At 72.5% G+C, this 12,891-nt stretch carries 10 protein-coding genes; 8 read left to right on the top strand and 2 right to left on the bottom strand.

Annotation, left to right across the window (positions count from 1 at the left end):
• Positions 1–41: 41 nt before the first annotated feature.
• Entirely contained in the window at positions 42–1,076 is a 1,035-nt protein-coding gene (locus ACZ6BG_RS18185; RefSeq protein ID WP_469002991.1) for a beta-ketoacyl-ACP synthase III, read from the bottom strand.
• A gap of 11 nt (positions 1,077–1,087) precedes the next feature.
• A complete protein-coding gene (locus ACZ6BG_RS18190) occupies positions 1,088–2,275 on the bottom strand; it encodes a beta-ketoacyl synthase N-terminal-like domain-containing protein (RefSeq protein WP_469002248.1) in 1,188 nt (395 codons plus the stop codon).
• Between the two features lie 397 nt (positions 2,276–2,672).
• Between ACZ6BG_RS18190 and ACZ6BG_RS18195 the strand changes: the two genes are divergently transcribed.
• The 8 genes from ACZ6BG_RS18195 (at position 2,673) to ACZ6BG_RS18230 (ending at position 12,869) form a co-directional block, all read left to right on the top strand.
• The gene (locus ACZ6BG_RS18195) at positions 2,673–3,992 is read left to right on the top strand and encodes a beta-ketoacyl-[acyl-carrier-protein] synthase family protein (protein ID WP_469002250.1); all 1,320 of its coding nucleotides are present in this window, start codon (positions 2,673–2,675) and stop codon (positions 3,990–3,992) included.
• Positions 3,993–4,033: 41 nt separating this feature from the next.
• Positions 4,034–5,842 carry a CoA-transferase gene (locus ACZ6BG_RS18200; protein WP_469002252.1) on the top strand — a complete coding sequence of 603 codons (1,809 nt, stop codon included), beginning with the start codon at positions 4,034–4,036 and terminating at the stop codon, positions 5,840–5,842.
• 10 nt (positions 5,843–5,852) lie between these two features.
• On the top strand, positions 5,853–6,812 hold the full coding sequence (locus ACZ6BG_RS18205; protein WP_469002254.1) for a ketoacyl-ACP synthase III: 960 nt from the start codon (positions 5,853–5,855) through the stop codon (positions 6,810–6,812).
• 175 nt (positions 6,813–6,987) lie between these two features.
• A complete protein-coding gene (locus ACZ6BG_RS18210; RefSeq protein WP_469002256.1) occupies positions 6,988–8,022 on the top strand; it encodes a 3-oxoacyl-ACP synthase III family protein in 1,035 nt (344 codons plus the stop codon).
• 54 nt (positions 8,023–8,076) lie between these two features.
• Positions 8,077–8,871, top strand: a complete 795-nt coding sequence (locus tag ACZ6BG_RS18215) for an SDR family NAD(P)-dependent oxidoreductase (RefSeq protein WP_469002258.1) — start codon at positions 8,077–8,079, stop codon at positions 8,869–8,871.
• 122 nt (positions 8,872–8,993) lie between these two features.
• Complete coding sequence (locus ACZ6BG_RS18220) at positions 8,994–9,968, top strand: ketoacyl-ACP synthase III (RefSeq protein ID WP_469002260.1); 975 nt, start codon at positions 8,994–8,996, stop codon at positions 9,966–9,968.
• A 53-nt stretch (positions 9,969–10,021) separates the two neighbouring features.
• Complete coding sequence (locus tag ACZ6BG_RS18225) at positions 10,022–11,317, top strand: beta-ketoacyl synthase N-terminal-like domain-containing protein (protein WP_469002262.1); 1,296 nt, start codon at positions 10,022–10,024, stop codon at positions 11,315–11,317.
• Positions 11,310–12,869, top strand: a complete 1,560-nt coding sequence (locus ACZ6BG_RS18230; RefSeq protein ID WP_469002264.1) for an SDR family NAD(P)-dependent oxidoreductase — start codon at positions 11,310–11,312, stop codon at positions 12,867–12,869. Before ACZ6BG_RS18225 ends, ACZ6BG_RS18230 begins: the two co-directional genes overlap by 8 nt.
• The last annotated feature ends 22 nt before the right edge of the window (positions 12,870–12,891 follow it).

Consider the following 12,891-nt stretch of genomic DNA (forward strand, 5'->3'; position numbering starts at 1 on the left):
AGTGTCGGTGGGGTCGGCGCGGGGCCCGCGCCGGGAGAACCTCAGCCGCGATAGGCGTGCGCCGCGAAGGCCGTCACGTCCGGCCAGGTCAGCGATGCCGCGCCCCAGGCGAGTCCACCGCCGAACGCCGCGAGCAGCACCCGGTCGTGCGGGCGCAGCTTGCCCTGGGTCGCGGAGTCGGCGAGCAGCAGCGGCAGGGACGCGGCCGCGGTGTTGCCGACGTGCTCGATGTTGGACAGGACCCGGTCGAGCGGGACGCCCAGCTCGTCGGCGACGGCCTCGCTGATGCGCGCGTTGGCCTGATGGGTCGCGAGCCGGTCCACGTCCTCGACGGCCCAGCCGGAGCGCTCCAGGACGTCGAGCGCGGACTGGGCCATGCGCTCCTTGGCGTGCCGGTAGACCTTGCGGCCCTGCATCTGCAGGTGGTGGTCGCTCGCTTCGGGCACGGTGCCGGTGGAGCGCTGCCGGGCGCCGCCCGCGGGGATCTGGATCAGGTCGCTGTACGTACCGTCGCTGCCGAGCCGGATCGGGCCGATGGCGCCCGGCTCGTCCGGATCCCCGGCGCGCAGCACGACGGCACCGGCGGCATCGCCGAAGATGACGGCCGTGTTCCGGTCCTCCGGGTCGACGATGGCGGAGAACGTCTCGGCGCCGATGACGAGGACGTGCTCGGCGAAGCCCGCGGCGATCGCCCCGACCCCGGCCGACAGGGCGTACAGGAACCCGGCGCACACGGCGGCGACGTCGTGCGCGGCGATGGGGCCGAGCCCGAGCGCCGACGCGACCTCGGGGGCGGTGGCCGGGCAGAGACGGTCCGGGGTCGCCGTCGCGAGGACGACGGCGTCCACGCTGTCGCGGCCCGCCGACTTGAGGGCCAACTGGCCTGCTTCGACGGCCAGCTCACGGGTGGCGGTGCCCGGGGGGACGGTGTGCCGCTCGGCGATGCCGGTGCGGCTGCGGATCCATTCGTCGGTGGTGTCGAGCCGGGCCTCCAACTCGGCGTTGGTGACCGTGCCGGGCGGCACATAGCCGGCGACGCCCGTCAGGACGGCCGCGCGTGTGCGGTGCTTGTCCATCTCCTTGGCCTTCACGCCTTCCCCAGCAGAATCGCGCTGCTGACCATGCCGACGGTGTAGTTGAAGGACAGCGCGTGCTCGACGCGCTGCGGGCGGGCGGTGGTGCCCGGTACCGGGTCGAAGAGGCAGGCGTCGTCCGGGTCGACGCAGCCCGCCGTCGGGAACACCGCGTCGCGCTGGATCATCAGCGACGTGGCCGCCACGCCGAGGCCGCCGAGCGGCCCGCCGTTGTGTCCGAAGCAGGCCTCCTGCACGGTCACGGGCATGCGCGTCGCACGGTCCCCGAAGAGGCTGTGCACGATGTTCGACTCCGTCTCGTGGAAGACGCGGTCGCCCTCGGCACCGCCGTTGACGTAATCGATCTGGTCCGGTTCGACCAGGCCTGCCATGGCGTCCCGCGCGGCCTGGACCATGCCGACCCCGGCCCGGTCGATGGCGAAGGCGCTGTGCTGCGGGCTGCGCCGGGTGCGCTGCGCCAGCATCCGGGCATAGGGCGTCGCGCCGCGCCGCTCGGCGTGCGCGCGGCTCTCCACGACGATCGTGATGGAGCCGTTGCCCATGTTGGAGCCCGGCGAGTTCTTGTCGTACGGGCGCATCTGCGCGCCCATCGCCAGGGCCGCGTCCTCCATGGCGTCGACGGTGACGCCCTCCTCGGCGCTCAGCTCGGCGTAGCGGTCGAGCAGGTCGGCGTAGTGCCGCAGGAAGTCGAGGCCGAACACGTCGGCGCCGGTGACCACCGCGACGTCCACCTCGCCGCTCGCGATCATCCGCTGCGCCATGCCGAGCAGCACCGCCGATGACGTACACCCGTTGGAGACGGTGAAGTTGGGGCCGGTCCCGGCCACGACGGACACCTGGACGTTGGCCACGTCCATGGGGATGCCGGTGAGGGCGAGCCGGGTGCCGAGCTCGTTGATCTCGTCCTTGGTGGCCTTGGCGCGGTCGGTGTTGAGGATGTCGGCGTACTGGGCCGACCAGCAGTCACCGCCGTCGCGGGCGGCGAGGATCGCCGCCTCGGACAGCGCGCCCGCACGCCAGTCGAGCCCGGCGTCGCCGCAGGCCTCCGCCATGGAGACGAGGCCGAGCAACTGCACCGGGGAATAGAGTTTCAGTGCCTTGACGGGAAGTTCGGGATATCGCTCCTTCACATCCGCGACATCGGTGCGCACTTGACCGAAGAAGACACCGTTGTTTTCCACGTGACAGGCGCCTGTGGAGACGATTTCCAGGAATTCCGCGGAAGTCGCGCACAGTCCGCCAGGGCCGGGCAGGGCGAATCCCATGCCCGTGATCAATGTGTCGCGACCGGAATCCTGCTGCTGGTCCGCCATGAGACTCCCTGTGTTGCGTGCCGCTGTCGACAGGTCGCCCGCACGCAGTGGGCGCATGCTGGTGCACCGTGCTGTGCCGGTGACGGCTGCCGACGTTAGGGCGCTGACCGGCCGGGGCGTAACCGGCCGCAGGTACCCGGTTTCTTCCCGCGGCAGGTATCGGTGGTACCTAAATCAATAATTGGTACTTCAAGTACCGGAGGTGAATTCTGGCGGGTACCGGCGGACCGATGCCGCACGGGAAGTCGCCGGATAGCTTTCCCGCATGGCTGAACTGGCTGGAACCGCTGGACGGAAAGACCGCCGGGGCTCGGTACTCGTCACCGGTATCGGCGTCATGCTCCCCGGCGCGACCCACGTCAATGAATTCTGGCAGGACGTGCGCGACGGCAATTCCCGGATCGGCCGTCTGACCCGCGTCGATCCGGACCGGGCCGGGGTCGGCGCGGCCGGAGAACTGCGGGACTTCGACCACCGGAAGTTCCTGCCGGAGCTGAACGAGAAGTTCGCCGCCCGGTACACCCGGGACGCGCTGGTGACCATGTCCGCCGTCGAGGAGGCCCGCCGCGACGCGGGGCTCGGGTCCGACGACATCGACCCGCGCCGCCTGTCCCTCATCGCCTCGTCCTCCCGCGGACCCCTGGAGTGGGTCAGCGAGGCACTGACGGCCGACGACGGCGAGGGCGCCCAGGAGGCGGCCGCCACCGACCACTTCGGCGACAGCGGCGCCATGCTGCGCGGCATGCCCGGCGCCCCGGCCACCCTGTCCGCCATCTACGGCGACGTGCGCGGGTTCGTCACCACGCTGAGCAGCGCCTGCGTGGGCGGGCACCACGCCATCGCCTTCGCCGCCGACCTGATCCGCGCGGGCATCGCCGACGCCGTGGTCGTCGTGGGCTACGAGTTCCCCCTGACGCCCCTGGTCTTCCAGTCCTTCCGCGCGATGGGCGACCGCGTCCTGTCGACCGAGGCGCAAGACCCCCGGCGTGCCATCCGCCCCTACACCCGCGACCGCGAGGGCTTCGCCTTCGGCGAGGGCGCCGTCGCCCTGTGCCTGGAGCGGGAGAGCCACGCCCGGGCGCGCGGTGCCACGGGCTACGCCCGCTTCCTGTCCCACCGGGCCCTGAACGAGGCCACCCACCCCTTCGGCATGGACATGAGCGGGCAGGTCACGGCCGCGGCCGTCACCGAGGCGCTGCACGACGCGGGCCGGACCCCGCGGGACGTCGACTGGTTCTGCGCGCACGGCACCGCCACGCCGAAGAACGACGTGGCGGAGAGCCGGATGCTCGGCGCGCTCTACGAGGGCAGGCCGCGGTCCGCCTTTCCGCCCCTCAGCTCCGTCAAGCCCGTCTACGGCCACCTCCTGGGCGCGGCCTCGATGGTGAACGCGGCGGCCACCTCCCTGGCCCTGCACCACCAGTGCCTGTGCTCGACCGCCAACTACGCGGGCGCCGTACCCGATCCGGAGTGCGACCACGACCACGTCGCGGAGGGCCCCCGGCCGACCCGCACCGACCTCGCGGTGTCCCTGGCCTTCGCCATCGGCAGCCAGACCTCGGTGCTGGCCCTGGGCGCCGCGTGACCGGTGCGCCGCTCCCGCGGACCCAAACCCTGAAGGAGACCATGAGCACGCACAGCGGCACGGCGTCCCGCCCCGTCGTCGTCCCCGACGTCGACTCCCTGGTGTCCCGGTACGTGACGCCGGGCATGCATCTGCACCTGGCGATGACCATGGCCCGGCCCAACGCCATGGTCTACGCCCTCGCGCGACAGTTCGCGGGCCGGGGCGAGTTCACCGTCAGCACCTCGGCGACGCACACGGCGATGCACGCGCTGACCATGTCGGGCGCCGTCAAGCACCTGATCACGTGCTTCCTCGGCGACACCTACCCCACGCCGCGCCCCAACCCGCTCTACCGCGACCTGGTCCACGGCACCCCCTTCAGCTGCGAGCTGTGGTCCCTGCTCAGCTTCACGCAGCGGCTGATGGCCGGGGCCACCGGGCTGCCGTACGCCGTGACGTCCTCGCTCGTCGGCAGCGACCTGGAGCGCGGACTCACCGCCGACGCCCCCGGTGCGCGGCCGGAGGCGGCGGGGGAGGGGCCGAAGTTCCTGCGGGTGGCCGACCCGGCAGCCGGGGAGCGTCCTTTCGCCCTGGTCGAGCGGCTGCGTCCGGACCTCACGCTCGTGCACGGCGCCTGCGCGGACCGGCGCGGCAACATCGTGCTCGTGCCGCCCGCGGGCGAGGGCCCCTGGGCCGCGTACGCCGCCGAACAGGGCGTGATCGCCACGGTGGAGCGCATCGTGCCGGAGGACTTCGTCGACGCGCACCCGGAGCGGGTCGTCATCCCCGGGCAGCGCGTGCTCGCCCTGTGCGAGGCGCCGTACGGCGCGCACCCGCAGTCGCTGCGCGGCCTCGCCACCGGCGACGCGAGCGGCGACGTGGTGGGCTACCGCGACGACTACGCCTTCCTCACCGATCTGGTCGAGCGCCTCGCCACCGAGGACGGGGCCAAGGAGTGGTACCGCGAGTGGGTCGAGGAACCCGCCGGGCACGCCCAGTACGTGCGCAAGCTCGGTGCAAAACGGCGCGCCGAACTGACCCTCGCCGTCAAGCCGTTGACTCCGCGCGAGCCTGCGACTGCGCCACCGCTCCCCGCGACCGCCGAGCCGGTGACGCGCGCGGAGCGGACCATCGTCCTCGGGGCGCGCGCCATCGTCGAACGGGTCACCAGCGGCGCCTACGACACCCTGCTCGCCGGCATCGGCGTGTCCCACCTGGCCGCCTGGCTGGCCGCCGCGCTGCTGCGCGAGCGCGGCATCCGGGTACCGATCTGCGCCGAACTCGGCTTCTACGCCACGGATCCCGAGCCCGGCGACGTCTTCCTGTTCAGCCAGCTGCACGCCACGCGCTCCCAGCAACTCGGCGGCATCCCGGAGATCCTCGGCGGCATGGTGTCGGCGAACCCGCGCTGCCTCGGCGTCCTCGCCGCCGGTGAGGTCGACGCGGACGGCAACGTCAACACCAGCCTGCTGGCCGACGGCCGGTGGCTGACCGGCTCCGGCGGCGCCAACGACATCGCCACGAGCACCGACTGCCTGGTCCTCTCCACGGCCTCGCCGCGCAAGTTCGTCGAGCGCGTCGCCTATGTGACGAGCCCCGGCGCCCGGGTGCGCGAAGTGGTCAGCCACTTCGGGCGGTTCCGGCGCACGGAGGACGCGGCGGGCGCGGCGGGCACGGACACCCCCGGCCCCTTCCGGCTCGCCACCTGGCTGCCGCCCGGCGGCGACGGACCCACCCGGCCCGAGGACGCCGTGGCGACGCTGACCCGCTGGCCCGTGAGCAGCGCGGGCTGCACCGCGGAACCGGAGGTCACCGAGGCGGAGATCGCCTGGCTGCGCAGTCTCGACCCGCAGGGTTTCTACAGGTGAGGAGCACGGTGTGAGCGGTGGAATCTGGATGGGCAAGGGCCTGTCCTTCCGGGGCTTCGGGCACTACTTCCCGCGGCACTGCGAGGAGATCCCGGCGGACCTGCCGGAGGCGCCCGAGATGGAGGCCGCGGTCCTCGGCCCCGACCTCGGCGTGGAGCGGCGGCACCTGTCCGACGACACGGAGACGGTGCCGTTCATGGCGGTGGAGGCCGGACGGCACGCCTTGCGCAACGCCGGTCTCGAAGCCGCCGACCTCGACCTGGTGGTCTTCTCCTCCTGGTCGCAGCGCCGGTACGCGCCGGAGGACGCGCCCCGGATCGCGATGCGGCTCGGCGCTGGGCGGGCCCTGGCCTTCGACGTGTGCGCGGCCTGTGTCGGCTTCGTGCACTCCGTGCAGACGGCCGCGGCGATGCTGACCAGCCACCAGTGGCGGCGCGCCCTCGTGGTCTGCTCCGACCAGTTCTCGCGGCGGCTCAAGCCCGGACGGCGCGGCAGTTACGTCGGCGGGGACGGGGCGGGCGCGGCGGTCCTGGAGGCGGGGCCGCCGGACGACTCCCGGCTGCGGGACTCCGTCGTGCTCAGCTACGGCGAGCACGCGGGCGTCTCCAAGGCCCGGGGCAGCGAGGGCTGGACGGTCAGCCTGCCCTCCATCGCGCAGGTGGCGGCGGCGACCGCGGGCGAGGCCACGGACCTGGTGCTGCGGCGCGCCGGCATGACGATGGCGGACGTGGACTGGGTGGTGCCGCATCCGGGGTCGACCCGGATCAGCGAGGAGCTGATACGGCGCGTCGGCGCCGACCCCGCGATGGTCCTGACGAACCTGCGCACCCGCGGCCAGACGACCAGCGCGACGATCCCGAGCGCGCTGTCGGAGTTCACCGAGTCCGGCGAACTGCGCAAGGGCGACGTGATCCTGTCGCCCGCGGCCGGCGCGGGCTGGTTCTCGGGAGCGCTCCTGTACCAGCTCTGAGGCACGGGTACGGGCACGGGCCGCACCAGCGGCACAAAGGCGACGACGCGACGGCAGGGCGCGACGACATCGCGACGGCATGACGCGACGTCGGCACGACACGGCGCGACGACGAGACAGACGCGACGACGAGACAGCGCGCACACGACGGGAAGACGAGGAAAGGACCTCCCCCATGTCCGAAACCCAGTCACCGCTCGACAACGGCGGTCCGCCGGTCGTGCTCAGCGGAGTCGGCCACTACTTCCCCGGCGAGCCGGTCACCAACGACCACTTCGCCGGACTGCCGGACCTCGACGTGGACGACGCCTGGATCCGCAAGCACACGGGCGTCCGCACCCGCCACTGGGCCGGACCCGGGGAGCGGTTCGCCGAGATGGGCGTCAAGGCGGCGCGGGCGGCCCTCGACGACGCGGGCCTCGACATCTCCGACGTGGACGTGATCGTCGGCACCAGCGCGACCGCGCGGCCGCGCGCCAACCCGTCCTCCATCGGCAACAACTACATGGACATCTCCCTGCCGGTGCAACGGCAGCTGGGGGCGCGGGACGCGTTCTGCTTCGACGTGACCGCGGTGGCCTGCGCCGGGTTCCTCTACGCGAGCGTGGTGGCCCGCGGTCTCCTCGCGACGACGGGCGCGAGGACCGCGCTCGTGGTGTGCGCCGAGAGCCCGCGCGCCATCCTGAACTTCGGCTTCAAGAACTCCGCGCTGTTCGGCGCGGGCGCCGCGGCGGCGGTCTGGCGGCGCGGCGAGTCCGTGGGCGGCGGCGCCGACGGACTGCCCACCCGCAGCGGGATGATCGACGTGGTCCTGCGCGCCGACGGCCGCTACTACGACGCCTTCGACATCGACGAGAACGACAAGATGGTGATGCGCGGGGGAGTGCTCTCCGAGGTCACGCCGGACATGCTCGTCGACGCCGGGCAGACCGTACTCAAGCGCAACGGCCTGGCGCCGGAACAGATTTCCTGGTGCATTCCCCATCAGGCCAACACCAATCTCCTGCACCCGATGGCGGACCGCCTCGGGATTCCCCGCGAACGCATGCTCCTGAACCTGCCGCGGCGTGGCAACACCTCCAGCGTGGGCATGCCGAGCGCGCTCTCCGAATATGTGCGCGACGGCACGGTGAAACCCGGCGAACTGCTCCTCGGCGTCAGTATCGGGCGCGGTCTGAGCTGGGGCGCCATGGTTTTCCGGTACCAGTGAACCGGCGTACCAGAGAAGTCCGCGGGTGAATCCGAGAGCGAGAGGTGAACGGTCTTGTCCGATTCCAGGAACGCGCTGGTGACCGGGGGCACCCGGGGCCTGGGCCTGGCCGTCGGCCGGATGCTGGCGGAGCGCGGGTGGCGCACCACGGTCATCGGCCTCGACCAGGGCCGCCTAGAGAAGGTACGAGCCATGGCCGAGGCCGAGGGTCTCGACCTGCGGGCGGTGCGCGCCGACGTCACGTCGGAGGCGTCCGTCCGGGAGGTCTTCGCCGAGCTGACGGCGGACCAGCCGCTGCATCTGTGCGTGAACAACGCGGGCCGCAACCTCTCCCGGCTGCTGCTGCGCAAGCCGCGGGACGAGAGCGCCGCCGAGCTGCTCACGCACCCGCTCGACGACTGGGAGAAGACGCTGCGGCTGTGTCTGACGGGGGTGTTCCTCGTCGGGCGCGAGGCCGCCGCCAGCATGGTGCGGCACCAGGTGGCGGGCGCCATCGTCAACGTCTCCTCCGGCCTCGCGGCCGGAGCCTACGGACAGTCCGCGTACACCGCCGCGAAGGCGGGCGTGGAGGCGCTGACCCGCACCTGGTCCTATGAACTCGGCCCCTACGGGATCCGGGTGGCGGCCGTCGCGCCGGGCGTCATGGACGGCGAGGCGCTGCGCGAGAAGAGCACCGCCTTCCCGCGGCACGCCCACTACATGGACGGGCTGAAGCGCTTTGTGCCGCTGGGCCGTTGGGGTGCGGAGGAGGAGATCGCGGACGCGGTGTGCTTCGCCGCGGAAAACCCCTATGTCACCGGTTCCGTGATTCGGGTCGACGGCGGCGGGCCGCCCGGCTGGGTGCCGTGACGAAAAACGCAGGACCGGGCGGAGTGCGCCTATGAGTGGGGTACGTCGAGTACCCGCGGATTGAATCATCGAGTACTGGAGGCCAGATGCCCTCGAATGCCGACGCCACTAGTTTTCCGTCCATGACGACAGGCCAGCACGGCATTTGGGAAGACGCCGGAATACGTTTCACCGGATTCGGCCACTATTTCGGCTCCGAGGAAATACACAACGAGGGCGTGGAGGACGCCACGACGAGCGTCGTGGAGGACCGCGTCATCGGCGGAGTCGGCGTCCGCACCCGCTATCGGGCCGGTGACGAGGAGACCCCCGTCTTCATGGCCGCGGCGGCCTCCCGGCAGGCCCTCGAACAGGCCGGGGTCGAAGCCGACGACATCGACGTGGTGGTCGTCAGCCACTGGACGGACCGCAACTACGTCCACGAGGTGGGCGCGCTGACCGCGGCGGAGCTCGGCATGAAGGGCTCCATGGCCTTCGAAGTGTGCGGCTCCTGCGCCGGGTTCATCCAGGCGGTGCATACCGCGGCCTCGTTCCTGACCTCCCCGACCGGCTACCGCAAGGCGCTGGTGGCGACCACCGAGCGCGTCACCCGGCGGGTGCGTCCCGGCTCCAAGGGCTCGATGCTCGTCTCCGACGGCGCCGGCGCCTGCGTCCTGGAGGCGACCCCCGGCGCCGCGCCGGGCCTGATCGACTCCGTGTTCCACACCGACGGCAGCCTCGCCAACATGTCCGCGGCGGGCGGCGAGAAGGGCTGGGTCAAGAGCCACCCGGACCTCAACGACGTCGCCCTCGCGCACATCGCCGACACCGTCGAGGAGATCCTCGGCCGCAACAAGCTGACCATCGGGGACATCGACTGGCTCATCCCGCACTCCGGGACCGAGCCGCTGGCCAAGGGCATCCAGCACAACCTGGGCGCGGACCCGGCCCGCGTCCTGACCAACCTCTCCTTCCGCGGCAACGTCTCCAGCGCCTCCATCCCCACCACGGTCTCGGAGCTGCGCGAGCGCGGCGTCGTGAAACCCGGCGACCTGGTCCTCTCCCCGTCCATCGGCGGCGGGGTCTGGTGCTGGGGCAGCCTCCTCTACCGGATCTGAGCGCACCGAGCGAGCTGGGCGAACTTGGCGAATCGAGCGAAGGGTTCCGAGCGGTGACCACGACCAAGAGCCCCCGGGACGCACTCGTCACCGGCATGGGCTTCTGTCTGCCGGGGCGCGGGGCGCCGACGGCGACACCGGAGCAGTTCTGGACGGCCGTCGCGCACGGCGACTCGTTCCTCGCACAGGACGACGGCACGTACTTCGGCAGCGTGCCCCTCGACCCGGAGTCCGTCGTCGCCCGGCTGCCGGAGATCCCGCCGCGCTTCGTCGCGAAGTACTCCGACATCCATCTGTACGGGCTGCTCGCCCTCCTGGAGGCGTGCGAGGACGCCACCCTCGACTGGCGCACGGGCGCGCTCCGCGAGGCCGCGGTGCTCGCGGGACGCAACGCCACGGCCGACGCCATCGTCGACACGTACCTGCCGGTGCTGCTCGCCGACACCCGGCACATCAGCCCGCGCGAGGCCCGCTCCGTGCTGTTCCGCAACGTCCTCAACGCGGTGATGTCGGACGTGGAGACGACCCAGGCGGGCCTCGTCGGCGCCACCGGACCCAGCTACACGCTGTCGTGCGGATGCGCCTCGTCCGCCGTACTGATCGGCAACGCCGCCCGGATGATCGCGGCCGGCGAGACGGACATCGCCGTCGTCACCGGCGCCGACTACTGGCGCGAGAGCCGCCTGCGCCAGTACGCCGAACTGGAGGCCCGGTCGGTCCTTGGGACCGAGCCGCAGACCGCCACCCTCATCGACGAACCCATGCGCCCCTACGACGAGCGGGCCGCCGGACTCAACTACGGCAACGGCGCCGCCACGCTGATCCTGGAGAGCCGCGAGCACGCCCGGCGCCGGGGAGCGCGCAGCTACGGCCGGATCCTCGGCCAGACCACCACCCGCAACGCCCAGCCGAACCTGGCCCTCGACACCGGCGGCGCCGGGGCGGTGCGCGCCGCGCGCTCCTGCATGGCGGGACTGGCCACGCCCGACGAGATCGACTACGTCAACGGCGCCGCGACCGGCGACCGGGCCTTCAACCTCATGGAGGGCAACATCATGCCCGCGATCTTCGGGGAGCGGACGGCCAGGCTGCCCGTCACCGTCCAGGAGGCCGTGTTCGGCCACAGCGGGGCGCCGCTCGGCGTGATCGGGGTGGCCGCGACGCTCCAGATGATGGGCCACGGCCACATCGCCCCGACCGCCAACTGCGAGAAGCCCGCCGAGGTGTGCACCTTCGACCCGGTGTCCGGGTCGGAGGGCAGGACCGCGCGCGTGGACCTGGCCCTCAGCCTCAACTACACGATCGGATCCGTCGCCAGCGCCATCCTCGTGGGAGCCTCCGATGACTGAACACCGGACGACGACTGAACACCGGACGGCGACCGATCAGCGGACGACGGCCGAGTCGGCCCCCACGTCGCGCCTTGAGACGGAGTCCCTCGCCCCCGTCGGCCGCCACGTCCTCCTCGAGTCCGCGCCCGGGGCGACCCACGCGCGCGCGGTCAAGGAGGCCTGGGAGAGCCTCGGCTTCCACGTCACCGCCGTCAACGGCGCGGACACACCCGAACCCCCCGACGTGTACTGCGTCGTGGCCCTCGGCAACGAAGCGCTCGGCAGCCGCGCCTCGGCGTCGCTGCGCCGCGCGCACGTGGCCCGCGTCCTCGAGGCCATGGCCCGCCGGGGCGACGGCCGCGCCGTCCTGGTCACCGACGCGGGCCCGCACGTCCACGACGACGCGGAGCCCGAGTGCGCGGCGGAGCGGGCGGCCGACCACGCCTGGTGGCAGCACCTGGCCAAGCGGTGCGCCACCCAGGGGGTGCTCGCCAACACCGTGCGCGTCGGCTACGCCCCCTTCCTCGGGCACGAACTCACCGACGAGGCCGAGGGCGAACTGCTCCGGCACCTGGTCACCCGCCGCCCCGTCACCCCGCCCGAACTCACGGCGGCGCTGCGCCTGTTGGCGTCACGGGGCTTCGGCAGCGTAGCGGGGGAGACCCTGCCGCTGGACGGCGGGCTCGACGCGGGCATCGTGCCCATGCCGTCGGCGCGCCCGCCGCGCCGCGACCCGGCCGCCGCCGACACGGAGGCCTCCGATCCGTTCCGGCTCACCGGGCGCGTCGTGATGGTCACGGGTGCCAGCAGCGGCATCGGCGCGAGCATCGCGCGGGAGAGCGCGGCCCGCGGCGCCGACGTCGTCCTCGTCGCCCGCCGCCGCCCCGAACTGGAGAAGCTCGCCGCCGAGGTCCGTGAACTGGGCCGCAGGGCCTGGGTGGTGACCGCCGACCTGTCCGATCCGGCGCGCGCGGGCGGCCTGGTGTACGAGGCATGGGAACGCACCGGGGGCGTCGACGCCCTCGCCTACGCCGCGGGCGCCGTCTCCTTCGACGGCGCCGGCGACAACTCCGACAACCGCCAACGGCTCCTCGCCCTCAACTCCCTTTCGTACGCCGGTACCTGCGACGCGCTGCTCAAGCACTGGACGGCGACCCGCAGGGGCGGCGCGGTGGCCGTCGTCTCCTCGCTCGCCGCGGTGAGCGCACCGGTGGCGAACCTGGCGAGCTACGGCCTCAGCAAGGCCGCCACCGCCCAGTTCACCAGCCACTTCGCCACCTCGGCCGCCCGGTACAACGTGCGGGCCAACAGTGTGCTCCCGGGCTTCGTCCGCACCCCGATGACGGACGTCACCAACCCCGCGTTCCTGGACGCGACCAACCGGCTGGTGCCCACCGGCCGGATGAGCGAGCCCACGGAGGTCGCGGCGCTCGTCTGCTACCTCATCAGCCCCGCGGCGGCCGGTCTGACCGGCGCGCAGCTGCGCGTGGACGGCGGCGGCCACTGCCTGGCCGGACTGCCGCACCTGGACCCGTCCGAGCGCCCCCTAGAGGAAGGACCCCGGCAGTGACGCCCTCCGTGCCGCGCCCCCA

Source organism: Streptomyces sp. NPDC041205, from assembly GCF_055591765.1.